Consider the following 14801-nt stretch of genomic DNA (forward strand, 5'->3'; position numbering starts at 1 on the left):
ATGATGCGCTATGCACTATTTGCCGATCGTGTTCTTACTCCTCAGGGTATTGTAGAAAAAAGTGTTGTAACCATTGCTGATGGAAAAATTGAGCATGTCAGCCAAAATATTCCCACTAATTGTGAAGTTATCCGGCTTGAACATAGCATATTAATGCCTGGTTTTATCGATTTACATATGCATGGTCGGGCAGGCTCAGATGTTATGGATGGAACCATAAAAGCATTGCAAACTATCGCTTCTGCATTGCCAGAAACCGGGGTCGTTGCCTGGGTTGGTACTACTGTTACTGCTCCAATGAATGATATTTTGTGCGCTTTAAAAAACATCCGTGAATTTATTGAAATGCCACAACAAATAGGAGCAGAACTGCTAGGTAGCTTTCTGGAAGGCCCCTATTTTTCTGAAGCTCATCGAGGTTCCCACCCAACAAACTATCTAATATCACCATCAATTGATCATTTAGAAGACATCTTAGACCACGCAGCAAATACGCTTTTAAGAGTTGCAATAGCACCCGAGATTGAAGGTGCAATGAAAGCATTCGATTGGTTGGCTGAACATAAGATAAAGACATCAGTAGCTCACACCGATGCTTCGTTTGAGAAAGTCACCGAAGCTTTCCAGCATGGTGCTGATTGTGGTGTGCATCTATTCAATGGGATGCGTGGTTTGCATCATCGTGAACCTGGTTGTTGTGGTGCCATTCTTTATCACAATATGCTGGCAGAACTAATTGCTGATGGAGTCCATGTTCATCCTGCCATGATGCAACTATCTTACCGTATGGCAGGCTATCAAGGAATTGCACTTATTACAGATTGTATGCGTGCTGGCGGTCTAAGCGATGGTAAGTATCAGCTAGGTATACAAACTGTCAATGTCATTAATGGTCAGGCTCGTACTGTTGAAGGCTCACTGGCAGGTAGCACATGTAGTATGGACCTTGCCATTCGTAACATGGTGCAATTTGCAGGCGTCCCTCTCTGGGAGGCAGTGCAAATGGCCACTTTTGTACCCGCTCATTATCTGAACTTAAGTCATCGACTTGGCAGTATTCAAGCAGGAATGGACGCCAGCTTAACTGTGATGGATGACAATTTGCACATTCAAGACACAATAATCAAAGGTGAATGGGTTTTTACCAATAACGTTAACAGACATACCTGTATCTACCAGAACATTTTGATATAGCGTGAAATTCTAAAAAAATGAATAATTATGAGAATTGAATAATGGCAACTATTAATCTGCTCCACCTTTCTGCTGATAAGCAACAGATTCTTGATACGATGAAGCGAGTATATCGCTGGCAAGCCGCCAACCAAACTCGTAGCGTTATTCGACGTACAGGAAAAACCCGGTTTATTAAAGATACTGATTGGGAGCGTGGTGTTTTCTGGGCAACCGTTACTACAGCCTGGAAAGCAACGGGTGATAATGATTACCTACAAGGGGCTATGAATTACACTCTACATACTGGATTCAGAACTGGCCCAACGCCGCGCTTCGCTGATGACATTGTGTGCTGCCAATCTTATCTGGATGTGTATCCTTTGATTGGTCACCCTGAAGCATTAGAACCAACAATAGCAGCATTAAATATTATGCTTGATAATCCCGAAGCAGGGAGAAAAGATTGGTGGTGGTGTGATTCTCTATTTATGGCTCCACCTGTCTTTGCTGCGCTGTCGCAAGAAACAGGGGATAAACGCTATCTTAATTATATGAATACCGCCTGGTGGGATTCAGTAGAGCACCTACAAGATCCCGAAACAAATCTCTTTTATCGAGATTATCGTTATATTCCAAACAACCAAGGCAGTGAATTGAGGGAAGCTAACGGACAAAAAGTATTTTGGAGTCGCGGCATTGGCTGGGTTCTGGCAGCTATTCCCCGAATATTGAACCATATGCCAGAAACGTTTGCAGACCGTTCACGCTATTTAACTATGTTTAAAACATTAGCTTCAGAAATCATAAAATATCAACAGCCAGATGGTTTTTGGCGTTCCAGTTTACTTGATCCAAAAAGTTTTTCCGCACCAGAAAGTAGCGCTACAGCGCTGTTTTGCTACGGATTAGCATGGGGAGTCCATCATGAAGAGCTGGATAAGGAAGTTTATCTACCCATTATTGAAAAAGCCTGGGCCGCACTGCAAACCGCTATTCATGACAATGGTATGCTTGGCTGGGTACAGCTCCCAGCTTTTAATCCTCGGGATGTCAGTTTTGATCATAATATGGATTATGGCGCAGGCGCCTTTCTTCTGGCAGCCACTGAAATGATAGCTTTGACAAAATAATTCTTTTTATTTCTGCTACTCTGACTAGTCCTGGCATATGTTGACACTTTTATGCCAGGACTGGTCATAAAGAAAGTCTATTACAATTACATCGAAACAAGAGTGATTAACACTGGTTTCGCATCAATAGTAGTCACTGTAAGTTGTGTATTTACACCGTCACTTTCAACAGTAACATCCAAATAGTCACCATCCAGTTGCCAGTTGCCTGCTACAATAATACTAACCGTTTGCTCCATTGATAAATTATAGCGCCATGGTCGGCTATAAATACTCACTTCAACTTGTTGCCCATTCTCATCAATTTGGTCAGAATCTTGCCCTGCATACAAGGCTAAATCTGGATTAACAATACTTAAATAAGCTTTTGTCATGCTAGCTTTGTGAGCCAAAGCCATACAAGGAGAATCACTTGCAATAATCAGGGTATGTTCTAATCCTTCAACAGGCTCGAAAAAAGCATAACCTTCTTTTCCCGTCGCATTATCTAACACAATATGCGAATTTGTATCTGCCTGCACAACTGTATATTCTGGTATATTGCTATCGCCAGCCTCTATGACAATAGCATATTCATAAGATTGGTTTTGAGGGGATATGCCGTGTTCTATTAATGCAGTTGCAAATATTCCCTTCGTTGGAGCAGCATCAGACTGGCTATTTGACTCTTGTTCATCATAAAGAAAACGGATGTTATATCCATCAGGTATAAAGTAACGATTTCCCGCAGGGTCCATAAAAGTGGTAGCTTCTTTAAATGACACATCTGTACCCGTTTGGTTTATCTGTTCACCATTAACCTCAACTACTTCACTATCAGGAACTGTATGCTGAAATAAAGTAGTTGCAGTCTCATGTTCAGAATCATCATTAGATATCCCAGTCCCCAATGCGACGACCCTGTTATCAAAAATAAAATATGATTTACAGGCATAGAAATTTTGCTGTTCATACTTAGCATGACCATGTAATTTTACAGCCAACATACTGTAAGTACACCCGTTTTAGTACCACGTACTTTTTGATATTAATTTGAAAGCGGCCAATGCTCGAAATAGATATGGTCAACTTGCCTGTTAACTTTATCTTGGTCATCGGCTAATAAATGCTTAGCAACTGTAAAAGCAAATTCGAAGCTCACTCCCAGTCCTTTTCCACTGATGAAATTATTATCAACAACCACTTTCTTATCAATAAAATTACCATCCTGAAATTTATTCTCCAGGCCACCTCCTGTTGTATAATTACGCCCCTCCAGTAGGCCATGTGCAGCTAAAACTTTGGCACTGGAAGAACAGAGTGCGCAAATGTATTTTCCAGTAGCGATATGTTTTTTGATAAATGTAATAACATCAGAATTGGCTGATAGATTGTCTGTTCCTTTTGGTCCTCCGGGCATCATGACTGCATCGTAGATCAGATGAGCTTTATTTATTAAAGTATCGTCGGCGGATATATGGGTACCAAAATAGGTTGTTAATATAGTTGTATCCATGCAGGAGAGTACATCTACATAAATATCTAAACGTCGCATGATGTCAATAAATATAATAGCCTCACCTTCTTCAAAGCCATCAGCTAATAGTACAGCAACTCGTTTTTTCATAAATTAATTCACTTGTTATGATTGTACTACCCTATATAGGATAGGTTTTAATAAATAACTACGTAATGAAACCAGATTAGTAAAGACATCATTAAAAATCCTATTACAATCTGCCTTCACTACCACAGAGTCGTATTTTATTTTGAATGATTCGTTTCATTGCTTCTTTTCCCGGGATGATATAATGGCGTGGATCGTTAGCTTCAGGATGCGCATTAAAATATTTTTTCACGGCGTCAGAAAAGGCTATTTTTAATTCGGTTGCAACATTAACCTTAGTAATACCTAATTGGATACAGCGACGAACATCAGCATCAGGTAGGTCTGATGCCCCATGTAAAACCAAAGGTGTATCGGTTTTGCTGCGAATAGCATCTAACCGCTTAAAATCTAACTGTGGTTTTTCTGTATAGATTCCGTGGGCAGTGCCAATTGCAATCGCCAGAGAATCTATATTGGTCGCTTGAATAAACTGTACGGCAGCTTCCGGGTCAGTATATAAAGCATCTTTACTTTTCACAATTAAGTCATCTTCCTGACCACTTAATATTCCCAATTCGGCTTCGACGGAACAATCCCAACGATGGCAGCATTGCACGACTTCTTTTACTAAAGCGATATTCTTTTCAAAGCTTAAATGTGAAGCATCGATCATCGCAGATTTGATACCTGCTTCCACTTTATTACGGATGTCATTAAACGATTCATGGTGATCCAGATGTAAGGCTATTGTGCTTTTGTAGTGTCGGGCAGCTTCATTACAGATACTGATTAGATATCCGGTACCTGCATAGCTAAATGTTCCAGGCGTTCCGGCTAAAATGACGGGAGAATTCATTTCAGAGGCTGTTTCAACAACTGCCTGTATAGTTTCAAGATTGTGAATATTAAACGCAGGGACTGCATAGCTACCCGCTTGTGCTTGTAAAAGCATTTCTTTGGTAGATACAAGGAACATCGCAAAACCTCTTCTTTTATTTTATTTCAAATGAAATAATAATCGAAACAAAATCCAAATAAATAGAATTTGATCACATAATTAGAGGTTTTTGAAGTCAATTGAAAGTAAATCGAAATCATTTGAAAGTTATTTGTGTGTTTCTATCCATGATATGTATGTCGTTGTTGGTTCTCATGACATAATCACACCGGCTTATTTTAAGATGAGAGTGGAGTGTACCTCTTAACCTGACAACCGCTTCAAAAATAATCTGATTGCTCCCAGCTTTAGTATGCTCTGGTAGTATTCTTGCTGTTTTCTGAATGCGTAGCGATGCGTCGATTCTCTTTGAGTATTGCAAAGCTTTATTTTGTAATCCCAAAATATAAATATATTTAATTAGAAGTTACTTATCGGTCTACTGTAATTATTTACAACTGAATGTTGCTATTGAATGGATTTAATATTAGTGATTGAGGGGAATCAATTATAATAGTGAGATTGTAATACCCACTCTGTCTTATTTATATTTCAGACCAAATATATTGGTCATCAATGAGAATAGAGCTTGAGTAATCGTGAAACCGCATGAGCGGCAATACCGCCTCGCTGTATCTCTTCTACCATCATATGCATAGCAGGTGCTGTGTACTCAAATATATGTTTATAGGAAGAGCATAGATAGTTTTGTTTATGTTTTTCTCCTTCGATTGTTAATATCCGATGTTTAGGGCAGCCACCGTAACAGAGTCCATGAAATTCACAGCAGTGACACAGATTAGTAAGACAGCCATATTTAGCATTACCAAATCTACGTTGTTGTTTACTGGTGGCAAGTTTACTGAGTTGTGTTTTCGCAATATTACCTAATTTATTTGCAGGATAAACATAATGATCACAAGAATAAATATCGCCATTGGCTTCAATGACTAATGCCTGGCCGCATTCTTTGGAAAGGATGCATAAGGGGCTGGGATAGCCTAACCACATTGCTAACAAGCTATCAAACATACGCACAAATACTTTACCAACATCTTTTTTTATCCACTCATTAAATACATCTGTCATAAACTGACCATAACCATGGGCAGGAACAGAAAAAGGTGCCATACGCGCATCTTTGTCTGGTGAGTATCGTTCTCCTTGTTGAGCATCAATTTCAACAATAGGGATAAATTGAATAAATTCAGAACCAAGGGCTTTCAACGCTAAATAGGTTTCTTTCCCTTTATTCCAATTGCGATCGTTAACAACTGTTAACGTATTAAAATTGATTTGATATTCTTTCAACAAGTCAATGCTATGTTTAATTCGTTCAAAAGTCGGTTGACCATTAACTGATACTCGATATCGATCGTGGATTTCTGGTATACCATCAATGGAAACACCGATAAGAAAATTGTTTTCATAAAAGAATTCTGCCCATTGTCGATTAATGGCAACAGCATTAGTTTGAAAACTATTAGAAATATTTTTTCCTTCAGCAAACATCTTTTGATATTTAACGACTTGTCGATAAAAATCCAGCCCGGCAAGGGTCGGTTCGCCGCCTTGCCAGGCAAAATCGATTTCTTTTGTATCCTGTGAACTAATATAGTCACGTACATAACGTTTTAACATGCTATCACTCATCCGTTCTGATGAGTGCTCCGCCATCATGCCTTCTTTACTTAAATAAAAACAGTAATCACATTTTAAGTTACAGCGGTAACTAACAGGTTTTGCCATCATGTGAAATTGAGTCGGTTGAAGGTGGGATTTAGCCATAGTGTTAATCGATTTATCTCATTTAATACTTAACGATAAACATAATATACAAAATACAATGAAAGCATTTGGTGACTTTATTCACACAAATAGAAAGCATTTGTAATGTAAAATTGCTTTCGTATATCTTCTTTATGGTTGGCCGTAACATAACAGAGTCAAATTTTCATGCATTAGTATTGTTACTCATCTTTTTTATCTTGAAGTCATGACAATAGAAGACACAAATATATCATCCACTTAAATTAAATAAGGTAACCCATATGCAGCCTGATATTAATGAACGATTAATAGATAATCTGGAACCTGGTGGTTATATGTATTTTTTTGAGAAAGGCGTACCAGAGACGATTACGACTACAGATGACTCTGCTTTATTTATAACAAATGAACATTCTCGTGACGGAACACAATCATTAGCCTGGTCTTTTAAGCCGTATGCAGGGTTGATTTTTAGTCAGGATATTGGTTTTTTAGATAGCGATGATCCAATAACTCCATTTACATTTCTAACTTGGATCTATTGCTCAGAACCTAATAATGAAGAAATAACATTCAATTTTGGTCGGGAAGAGTCTGTTAATTGCAGTTTTAATATTAAGTTAAATTTTGTGGGGTGGCGAGGGATAGCAGTACCTTTTCGCGATATGGAAGGAAAAGCCGTTGAGGGAATGCAGTATTTAACTATCTCAGTTCCTGATATCACTGGAACAATTTTGTTTGATCAAGTGATTATGTAAACGACCAAAAACATACCGTCATATATACCGTCAAATGATTTTGTGACTCTATTTTTTGATTAATATTTACTCGCAGTCAATCAGCTAAATCTTTCCTAACCTGATATAACTAAAACATGCTTTCTCATCTGTGCGGATCTGGTTTCTTCCACTGGTAGGCTGGTGCTTTCATTCTTTGGCGATGACGTTCTTTAGCTGCCAGCGTTGCTGCCACTCTCGTTCGAATATCTAACAGGTCTTTACCATCCAAAGTTAAACCCTGCTGATTAGCTACCTCAATTAACGTTAACTCTACTGTTTGGTGGTCTAACATAGATTTATTACCGAGTTATTGAACCACAAATTTTATCTACTATCGGAAGGAAAGCCAGCCAGTAGTGAGCCTCATCCTGTATTAACTTATTTCGCTTCCGCTCAAACGTTTCCCACCTCATACCTTTAGGTTTCGGAAAATAGGTCACCCGTTCAAAAAGGTTACTTGCTGGTGGATAGCCACCCCATATAGCTACCCGCTGTTTGATAATATTTCGACGCATCCGGTCAATTTGGTTTTCACTCTGGCTGGCATAGTGAAGTTTCCAGCATTTACGACAGGCAATATCCTTCTTGCCAACAAAGAGGTCTGCCACCCTGGAAGAGCAATGAGGGCACAAATACCATTCTCGCCAACCATAACCAGCTTGGGTGATAGTCGTTCTTAGCGATAGCGTTCGCCCGCCTATCGTTGCCGTAATATTGCCGTTCTCGGTTGTGAGAAGGATTTTCCCTGCGTTAGTATCCCATTGTAATGCTGGTAAGCCACTTTCAAACATCTGCTTAATGGTTTTCAGGTGTGAAAGCCTGAAACGGGGCAACGAAGTTGTGTATTGCCGGGTCTGTTCTCGCATCTGATAACCTCCGATTGCGCAGTTATCGGTTTCGTTTTTACGCACTATTACGCATTATGCGCAAAAATTGAATACGAAATTATATGTCTTTTATAGTGATTGCGCACCACTGACAATCTGAATAAACCCTGTGTATTGCGGCTTGCAGGACGGCTTGCGCAATTCTTCGGGTTTCGTTTTTTTTCGGGGGGACATAATTTCGTGCGCAATGTGAAAACTCCCTACAACGTGTATAAAAACTACTCTGATTGGGCTCTACCCCACAAAACCATATATTAATGTCTTATATCCTACATACTCGGTGTGACATAGATTATGGGTTGGTTTACATACCAATTCTGCTTTCATTTGTAGTTTTGAATATCAGGTTTTATCAGGTTACTACTACTTCAAATTGCTACCTTACTGTACAGATGGAACACATAAGCAACCTTCTGCTTTCGCTGCGTACCTTTCTGCGTACTTCTTTTTGCGCACTAAAAATTATCAATGCCTAACCAGTCATAAGGTTACCGAATCATGTTCCCGCCGTTTCTCAATAGCAGTGGAAACTACCTACTGCTGACCCGTCATTTCAGCGCCTTAAGATTTGCGTAGAAGGTGGTGTAATACATCTATCAAAATGAGGTAAGCATCATGTGTAACGATCTGCTCTTCAATGGTACAAGACTCACTATAACCTGCCATAACCAACAAATCTGGCTACGGGGAACCGAAATTGCGTCAGCCCTTGGAATGGAAACGACTAATGCCATCACGCAATTATATCACCGCAATTCAGATGAATTTAACGACAATATGACCTTGACGCTCAAATTGAAGGTCAAGGGTTTTGGTGGTGGAAACTCAAGCAAAGATGTCAGGGTATTCTCTCTTCGCGGTGCTCACCTCATCGCCATGTTTGCCAGAACGCCGGTCGCAAAAGAATTCAGAAAGTGGGTATTGGATATTCTCGATAAGGAAATTGGAACTGTACAACAAAAAATAATCCAACCTTCTCAGGAAGAGATAGACCTACAGAACTTACATACGATTATTAAACACTTCAACACGATTAGCGATGTTTGGCAGAACCAACTATGCCCTGCACTCAGATTCATGGAGTCGCCGATTCTAGGCCGGTTATCGGCTCGTTTTACTGATAGCTTTATATTCATTAATCGGCTAGAGAAAAGCGTGAATAAACGACTGTCCAGATAATATTATACTTGGGATATTTAACGATTAGCATGGATGCTAAACTACTGGAACTGATTAAATATTGGCGATTTGATGAATGAAATTACTAATTGTTAGTTCTTTATTATTAGTATCTTTCAGTGTTCTGGCTGATTCTAGTCAGGAAGAATCAGATATGAAGGCTTTTAATGACGCGATAGTCAATGCTCGGTTTGCAGGAACGTGCGCAGCCTATAAGCAAATGGCGGATTTCCAAACGGCAACACAAATGCCCGGTGGTGATGAATTCATTAACCGGTTTGGCGCTACTGAAGTTGCTAGGCTTGGAATGACCATTCCGGAGTTTACAGCTCTTTGTGAGAAGGCAATTAATAATTACAACACCATGAATAGAATGTCTCAATAGTCGTTGTATTAGGTAGGTTTTACTTCACTTCCGACATATCACGTTGCCTATGATAAGAAACTATGGTTTGTTGGTATTGATGCCTGCCCGGTGTCTCACTGCCAATGTATATCAATAAATTAAGCATGTTAATATGTCCTTCCTTACCTATTAATTACAGGCATCATTAGCTTTACTTATAATTATTTTTCCACTTTTTTGCATATATAAGAAAAAACAGGTCGGTTTGGTCGGTTTTTCGGTTTTTTGTGTGAAGTCTCTTTTTTATCATATAGTTATAAGAAATAAAAAAACCGACTTTGGTAATTTCAAGGTCGGTTTTTTTCTTTCTAAGGTCGGTTTTCTCATCCTGCCAGAAAAAAATGATTTGTTACAAGGTCGGTTTTTTAAGGGCAAAGTCGGTTTGAGGTCGGTTTTTTAGCACTTTTTGTATCATCATAACATATTAATAAATAAAAATATTTACATAACCATACATAAAAAACCGACCTGTTTTTCTCGCACGTGAGAAAAGTGCATGTGATTTACATCACAGTTACTCTTCACTCTCATCATCGGTATCTGGCTGGTAACGCAGAACAATAAAATGTGGCTGACTTCCATCAATCACCAGCGTCTTTTTGGCTATACCTTTTTTAGGCTTGTCCAGCATACCTGCATCAGCTAAAACCTGAGCAAAAGCGATATGGTTAGCACCTGAAGCAATCTCATCTTTGAACACGGCAGGCCATGTATGAAAGACAATCTCTTCACTCATTCGGTTCTTTACCCGATAACCGGCAAGGTCTTTAATCGGCAAGTCACGTGGATCAGGGTTAGGATGTGGCAAGTAACGACTATAACCAAAACGCTGTAAAAATGATTCAGCCTGCTCTATCCATAATCGGGACTCTCGGTTTTGCATACCGAATTCATTTACCCATGCATTAAAGCTGTACTGTAGAGCATCACGGATTTCCTGCTCATTCCAGCCAGTTAGGTGCCGGGATAAAATCAATGCGGCTTCCAGAACAGCAAAACGGGACGATACACGACGAACCTGTTCACTGGCCTCCGCAGGCAATAGTGATAACCACCGACGTTCTGCGGCTCTTACTGCCTCGGCTGCTGCTTCTTTCTGGCTGGCAAGGTACTTTATCCACTCACGGCCTACAGCACCATAATGATTTTGACAGGCGTTCCGCATAGCATCAGCATGAGCCTTACCGTCAGCATACCCGTGAAATTCTGTAGCCTTGGTAATCGGGACATTTAACAGCCTGACCAGTTGACCGGCATTAACCTTACCGCCATCAGCACGGATATAGCTCTCAAGGTCAATCTCACCGGTACTGAAGGCCATAGCTCGCCAGCGCTTAACATCACGGTTGCCACCTTCTTTAGCCCCCTGAATCTTACCCACGCCGTTAAACAGTGCATAAGCGGCATCAGCAACGGCCTTGCGATTACTCCCTTGTCCGATTTCGTCCAGCGGCATAAAACCATCGTTATGAGCAGCAGCCTCATTCACCAGCCCTAATGCGGTGGAATACCACGTTAGTTTTAACCCTTCAGGTTCACCGTAGACGCTAGTGGCTGCGTTACCGGTAGTTGTCTTACCTGCTGATGAGCCGCCGAACAGGTGAACTCCGAATCCATCAGCACCAACAAGGCCAATTAATGGAGCAGCAAACGCACAGGCAATGCCTAACATCATGGAAGGATTCCCCTTAGCCAATAGAGCAACATTATCCTGCCAGCTATCTGCGGTTCCTTTCACCCCATAGCCTTTAGCGGCAGCAGAACGCCCATGAAATAACACCGGTTTAGTCGGTGAACCAATAACAGAACCATCCGGCATAATGTATGCGCCACTCTGCCAGCCTGTAGCACTGACAATTGCCCACATATCACGAGAACCATTGCGCTGAAGATAATCAGCGAGAATAGCGCGTAATCCGTTTTTAGCAGTGATAGACAAACCACCAGCACGCAATTTAGACCATCCATCACGCTCGCCAATATCACGCATAGGGAGCGCTTCTGTCCGTTCCGTCTGACCACCTTCAGGTGTCCATTTCAGAATCAGGTAGCGCTCGTTATCATCTTCACCAATACCCGCAATAGTCAGCGGTTCACATAGCCAGCTTTCACGCTCTATCGGCTCACCGGTATCTCTGTCGGTTTTTGGTTCAACCCAATACAAACCACCATGACGAATATCAGCATAGGGCTTTAATGGGTCACGTTTAGCCACAATCGGGATTGGTTTTGCCGCTGGTGATTCAGAGTTACATTGATACAGGGACGCATTAAACGCATCTGTAGCACACTCTAAGCCGTTTTGTTGCCGGTAGTCATCCCAGTCGGCCTTATGCTCTGTTGGTGGCAAGGCTACCCATCCAGCTACGGATTTTGCCGCCTGTTCTGCTTTCTCTTTACCGGTGTTAGGTTCGTCGGGCTTAATATCATTATCAGCAGCAATGATAATTTTAGCTCGCGCGTATTGGTCGCGGAAGTTTCTGGCAACATATATCAGATTCCCCGCATCTATTGCCGCTACAGTAAGCGCATCAGGGTGTATCAGATGAACAGACAGGGCAGTAGCGACTCCCTCAGCAATAATCACCGTAAAAACGCTCTCAGGCGCATTCACGGGGTAGTAACTGCCTTTCTTGATGCTGTCGGCTAATAACCGCTTTTCACCCGTAGGAGCAATAGTTTGTGCGCCAGTGACAACACCACCCGCATCCACCAGCGGAATGAGCAAACCACCGTCAGACAGCAATGGCATGGTGAAGCCAGTTAATCCCTTGTTGGTCAGGTAGTTCGATGTTCCTTCAACGGTTTTCGCTTCCAGCTCTTTGTAACGTGCTGTAAAGCGTTCTCGCCTTTTAGTCTGCTCATTAGCGTTTAATTCAGATTGCTCTTGTTTGCGGTGCTCCAATTCAGCTTTTGATGACTTTATTGTCTGACTAGTGGATTTCTCCTGTTCAGATGTCCGGTAATCAATGCCCAATATATCAGCAACGGATTTAGCCGCTTCAATAGTATCCGTATTGAATACTTTGGCTACCAAATCCAAACCGTCACCCGCGCCACACTGATTACAGATATGGGAACCTCGCCCATTATCATCAAACCGAAATCGGTCTTTACCACCACATGCCGGACAAGCCGAGTGTGTACTTGCGCTATTAGGAACAGTAATACCTAACCCATCCAGAATAGATATCCAACGCCCAGCAGCAGATGTACTTACTTCGCGAATAAGGTCAATACTACGCATGGATATCTCCCTGAATTAGAGTCGCGGAAATATCATTAAGCATGTCACCCCAAAGACTAACACCAAAATCAGAAAGACTTCCGCCATTCAGGGACAGGGATATCATACGCATAGCGACAGCTACCCAAGATTCCGACGCTAATTCAGCTTCCTGATAAATGGGTTCAATTAGGTAGCTATAAACCAGCTCTGGCAGTCCTCCGTCTCCAATATCCATACAAACGAATTTATCTTTGCCGGTTGGAACATTAACAAGACTGTTGCCTTTACTAACCTCATACTGATAAATAGCCTTTGCCATGCGCTTAACTTGCGCTTTAATTAACTCATTATTACGCATGGTGTATTACCTCCAGTCTGGTGCTGAAAAACACTAACTCAGTGTGATAATTATTCACCTTTCGCGCCCTCCTCTTCCAGCCATGTGGCAACCCGACAACCGATATTCCACGCAATACCGATACAGTTTTTTAAGTCCGGCTCTGTGTCATCATGCACATACAGAACGCCTAATAAAGACTGAAGCTCATCGGCAAGCACAGCTACTTCAGTAATGCTCAAAGTGCTATTTTTCATCTTTCACCACCTCAATCTTCTCAATCCTGTTCTTTACCAGACTAGTCATCGTATTAAGCTCAGTGATTAGTCCAGACATACGCCCAGCAGTTGCTAAATCAGCACGGCGCAAGGGGGCATGAAGTAGTTCATGGTAAAGTTCCCGAAGTTGGATGGCGTACTTATTTGCTGTTTCAGCGTAGTAAGTGACTTTTTCCGATTCTCTCATATCACTAATACAACGCTTTTCTGTTGTCGAAATAGCCTGATCGATGATGATTGGCAGGTTACGCATGATTCACCTCTACAGGCTCAGGCAACATTTCATAAAGTACGCTGGTCTTTTCCAGCAGAATGAACAGAAGGGCTTCCCTGATTACTACTTCATCAGTAAACAATGCTGCGTGAGTCAGAGCTACACACTGGGAGGCCAGCTCTTCAGATGTTAGCGGAGTCTTATCAATGAGGTTATGCATGACGAACCTCCTGACGAGAAACAAACACCAGCGAAGGATATCCAGCCAGAGAACGAGCTTCCTTCTCATTAGCAGCCGTGACAGAGATAATCTGAAGTGGGTGAAGGTCAGACAGGCGTTGACGGCCTGAACCAATAAGGAATGTAAATTTAGGTTGAGTTTGGGTATGCTGTATATCAGCCATAGCGTTAGCCTCATTAACGTTGCGGTTAGAAGCCCCGTATGTGTTGACGCACTGCGGGGTTTCGCTATTTTCAAGGTAGCATAGATTACCTTGGTGACGGACACTATAGCGCCAAGTGGTGGACACCTCAATACTTTAAATTGATTTATTTTCATGTATAATGTCGGACACCTATTTAATAGAGGTCTAGTAATGGCAACAGGTAGCGTAAATAATAAATCGCAAAAAACATCAGTACGAATCCCACATGAGATAGTTGAAGGTATGGAGCAGGTGAAAGAAGAAGGTGAAAGTACAGGACAATTTATTACCACCGCAATGCAAGGTGAAATTAAACGCCGACAACGCAAAAAACCTAAAGAATAAGCATCATCCAAAAGGGTAATATTCACAGTGTTACCCTTTTTTATGGACTCAAGAAACCCACCTCCTAAGGTGTCCGAAAATTCAATTGTTTCTCGCGTAGTGACCCCAATAAAATCTTCCC

At 41.3% G+C, this 14801-nt stretch carries 18 protein-coding genes; 6 read left to right on the forward strand and 12 right to left on the reverse strand.

The window, feature by feature from the left end; all coding sequences use genetic code 11:
- The first annotated feature begins 3 nt into the window (after positions 1-3).
- Both nagA and LPW36_RS04715 read left to right on the forward strand, forming a co-directional pair.
- Positions 4-1194: an N-acetylglucosamine-6-phosphate deacetylase gene (gene nagA, locus LPW36_RS04710; protein WP_230608370.1), complete on the forward strand. Its 1191-nt coding sequence runs from the start codon at positions 4-6 to the stop codon at positions 1192-1194.
- Between the two features lie 41 nt (positions 1195-1235).
- A complete protein-coding gene (locus LPW36_RS04715; protein WP_230608291.1) occupies positions 1236-2306 on the forward strand; it encodes a glycoside hydrolase family 88/105 protein in 1071 nt (356 codons plus the stop codon).
- An 86-nt stretch (positions 2307-2392) separates the two neighbouring features.
- On the opposite strand, the gene LPW36_RS04720 is transcribed toward LPW36_RS04715, so the two are convergent.
- The 4 genes from LPW36_RS04720 to LPW36_RS04735 form a co-directional block, all read right to left on the reverse strand.
- Positions 2393-3292, reverse strand: a complete 900-nt coding sequence (locus LPW36_RS04720; protein WP_230608292.1) for a polysaccharide lyase family 8 super-sandwich domain-containing protein — start codon at positions 3290-3292, stop codon at positions 2393-2395.
- A 41-nt stretch (positions 3293-3333) separates the two neighbouring features.
- Positions 3334-3912 carry a DJ-1/PfpI family protein gene (locus LPW36_RS04725; protein WP_230608293.1) on the reverse strand — a complete coding sequence of 193 codons (579 nt, stop codon included), beginning with the start codon at positions 3910-3912 and terminating at the stop codon, positions 3334-3336.
- Positions 3913-4015: 103 nt separating this feature from the next.
- Positions 4016-4870, reverse strand: a complete 855-nt coding sequence (locus LPW36_RS04730; protein ID WP_230608294.1) for a tagatose bisphosphate family class II aldolase — start codon at positions 4868-4870, stop codon at positions 4016-4018.
- A gap of 534 nt (positions 4871-5404) precedes the next feature.
- The gene (locus LPW36_RS04735) at positions 5405-6619 is read right to left on the reverse strand and encodes an anaerobic sulfatase maturase (RefSeq protein ID WP_230608295.1); all 1215 of its coding nucleotides are present in this window, start codon (positions 6617-6619) and stop codon (positions 5405-5407) included.
- 263 nt (positions 6620-6882) lie between these two features.
- Here LPW36_RS04735 and LPW36_RS04740 point away from each other — a divergent pair, with 263 nt between their 5' ends.
- The gene (locus LPW36_RS04740) at positions 6883-7359 is read left to right on the forward strand and encodes a chondroitinase family protein (RefSeq protein WP_230608296.1); all 477 of its coding nucleotides are present in this window, start codon (positions 6883-6885) and stop codon (positions 7357-7359) included.
- A 124-nt stretch (positions 7360-7483) separates the two neighbouring features.
- Here the strand turns inward: LPW36_RS04740 and LPW36_RS04745 are convergent, their stop codons facing one another.
- A complete protein-coding gene (locus tag LPW36_RS04745; RefSeq protein ID WP_230608297.1) occupies positions 7484-7672 on the reverse strand; it encodes a hypothetical protein in 189 nt (62 codons plus the stop codon).
- Between the two features lie 7 nt (positions 7673-7679).
- On the reverse strand, positions 7680-8246 hold the full coding sequence (locus tag LPW36_RS04750) for a hypothetical protein (RefSeq protein WP_230608298.1): 567 nt from the start codon (positions 8244-8246) through the stop codon (positions 7680-7682).
- A gap of 636 nt (positions 8247-8882) precedes the next feature.
- On the opposite strand from LPW36_RS04750, the gene LPW36_RS17835 reads away from it, so the two are divergent.
- Both LPW36_RS17835 and LPW36_RS04760 read left to right on the forward strand, forming a co-directional pair.
- Positions 8883-9446, forward strand: coding sequence for a BRO-N domain-containing protein (locus LPW36_RS17835; protein ID WP_338085963.1), 564 nt, complete (start codon positions 8883-8885; stop codon positions 9444-9446).
- A 76-nt stretch (positions 9447-9522) separates the two neighbouring features.
- Positions 9523-9831 (forward strand): hypothetical protein, encoded by a 309-nt coding sequence (locus tag LPW36_RS04760; RefSeq protein WP_230608299.1) that lies wholly within the window; start codon positions 9523-9525, stop codon positions 9829-9831.
- 535 nt (positions 9832-10366) lie between these two features.
- On the opposite strand, the gene LPW36_RS04765 is transcribed toward LPW36_RS04760, so the two are convergent.
- From LPW36_RS04765 to LPW36_RS04790, 6 genes are read right to left on the reverse strand one after another with little or no spacing between them, the layout of a single operon-like run.
- Positions 10367-13099, reverse strand: coding sequence for a TOPRIM and DUF927 domain-containing protein (locus tag LPW36_RS04765; protein WP_230608300.1), 2733 nt, complete (start codon positions 13097-13099; stop codon positions 10367-10369).
- Complete coding sequence (locus tag LPW36_RS04770; RefSeq protein ID WP_230608301.1) at positions 13092-13439, reverse strand: hypothetical protein; 348 nt, start codon at positions 13437-13439, stop codon at positions 13092-13094. Before LPW36_RS04770 ends, LPW36_RS04765 begins: the two co-directional genes overlap by 8 nt.
- A gap of 50 nt (positions 13440-13489) precedes the next feature.
- Positions 13490-13675, reverse strand: a complete 186-nt coding sequence (locus LPW36_RS04775) for a hypothetical protein (RefSeq protein ID WP_230608302.1) — start codon at positions 13673-13675, stop codon at positions 13490-13492.
- A complete protein-coding gene (locus LPW36_RS04780) occupies positions 13665-13949 on the reverse strand; it encodes a hypothetical protein (protein WP_230608303.1) in 285 nt (94 codons plus the stop codon). Before LPW36_RS04780 ends, LPW36_RS04775 begins: the two co-directional genes overlap by 11 nt.
- Positions 13942-14130 carry a hypothetical protein gene (locus tag LPW36_RS04785; RefSeq protein ID WP_230608304.1) on the reverse strand — a complete coding sequence of 63 codons (189 nt, stop codon included), beginning with the start codon at positions 14128-14130 and terminating at the stop codon, positions 13942-13944. The genes LPW36_RS04780 and LPW36_RS04785 overlap by 8 nt, the downstream gene beginning before the upstream one ends.
- Positions 14123-14314 carry a hypothetical protein gene (locus tag LPW36_RS04790; RefSeq protein ID WP_230608305.1) on the reverse strand — a complete coding sequence of 64 codons (192 nt, stop codon included), beginning with the start codon at positions 14312-14314 and terminating at the stop codon, positions 14123-14125. The genes LPW36_RS04785 and LPW36_RS04790 overlap by 8 nt, the downstream gene beginning before the upstream one ends.
- Before the next feature lie 192 nt (positions 14315-14506).
- Between LPW36_RS04790 and LPW36_RS04795 the strand changes: the two genes are divergently transcribed.
- On the forward strand, positions 14507-14680 hold the full coding sequence (locus LPW36_RS04795) for a YlcI/YnfO family protein (RefSeq protein ID WP_230608306.1): 174 nt from the start codon (positions 14507-14509) through the stop codon (positions 14678-14680).
- Positions 14681-14801: the final 121 nt, after the last annotated feature.

The sequence above is a fragment of the Limnobaculum eriocheiris genome (assembly GCF_021010575.1).
Taxonomy (GTDB): Bacteria; Pseudomonadota; Gammaproteobacteria; order Enterobacterales; family Enterobacteriaceae; genus Limnobaculum; species Limnobaculum eriocheiris.

Excerpts from the sequence above, each read along its gene's own strand:
- nagA (WP_230608370.1), top strand. The coding sequence starts at position 4 with ATGCGCTATGCACTATTTGCCGATCGTGTTCTTACTCCTCAGGGTATT.
- LPW36_RS04715 (WP_230608291.1), top strand. The coding sequence starts at position 1,236 with ATGGCAACTATTAATCTGCTCCACCTTTCTGCTGATAAGCAACAGATT.
- LPW36_RS04720 (WP_230608292.1), bottom strand. The coding sequence starts at position 3,292 with ATGTTGGCTGTAAAATTACATGGTCATGCTAAGTATGAACAGCAAAAT.
- LPW36_RS04725 (WP_230608293.1), bottom strand. The coding sequence starts at position 3,912 with ATGAAAAAACGAGTTGCTGTACTATTAGCTGATGGCTTTGAAGAAGGT.
- LPW36_RS04730 (WP_230608294.1), bottom strand. The coding sequence starts at position 4,870 with ATGTTCCTTGTATCTACCAAAGAAATGCTTTTACAAGCACAAGCGGGT.
- LPW36_RS04735 (WP_230608295.1), bottom strand. The coding sequence starts at position 6,619 with ATGGCTAAATCCCACCTTCAACCGACTCAATTTCACATGATGGCAAAA.
- LPW36_RS04740 (WP_230608296.1), top strand. The coding sequence starts at position 6,883 with ATGCAGCCTGATATTAATGAACGATTAATAGATAATCTGGAACCTGGT.
- LPW36_RS04745 (WP_230608297.1), bottom strand. The coding sequence starts at position 7,672 with ATGTTAGACCACCAAACAGTAGAGTTAACGTTAATTGAGGTAGCTAAT.
- LPW36_RS04750 (WP_230608298.1), bottom strand. The coding sequence starts at position 8,246 with ATGCGAGAACAGACCCGGCAATACACAACTTCGTTGCCCCGTTTCAGG.
- LPW36_RS17835 (WP_338085963.1), top strand. The coding sequence starts at position 8,883 with ATGTGTAACGATCTGCTCTTCAATGGTACAAGACTCACTATAACCTGC.
- LPW36_RS04760 (WP_230608299.1), top strand. The coding sequence starts at position 9,523 with ATGAAATTACTAATTGTTAGTTCTTTATTATTAGTATCTTTCAGTGTT.
- LPW36_RS04765 (WP_230608300.1), bottom strand. The coding sequence starts at position 13,099 with ATGCGTAGTATTGACCTTATTCGCGAAGTAAGTACATCTGCTGCTGGG.
- LPW36_RS04770 (WP_230608301.1), bottom strand. The coding sequence starts at position 13,439 with ATGCGTAATAATGAGTTAATTAAAGCGCAAGTTAAGCGCATGGCAAAG.
- LPW36_RS04775 (WP_230608302.1), bottom strand. The coding sequence starts at position 13,675 with ATGAAAAATAGCACTTTGAGCATTACTGAAGTAGCTGTGCTTGCCGAT.
- LPW36_RS04780 (WP_230608303.1), bottom strand. The coding sequence starts at position 13,949 with ATGCGTAACCTGCCAATCATCATCGATCAGGCTATTTCGACAACAGAA.
- LPW36_RS04785 (WP_230608304.1), bottom strand. The coding sequence starts at position 14,130 with ATGCATAACCTCATTGATAAGACTCCGCTAACATCTGAAGAGCTGGCC.
- LPW36_RS04790 (WP_230608305.1), bottom strand. The coding sequence starts at position 14,314 with ATGGCTGATATACAGCATACCCAAACTCAACCTAAATTTACATTCCTT.
- LPW36_RS04795 (WP_230608306.1), top strand. The coding sequence starts at position 14,507 with ATGGCAACAGGTAGCGTAAATAATAAATCGCAAAAAACATCAGTACGA.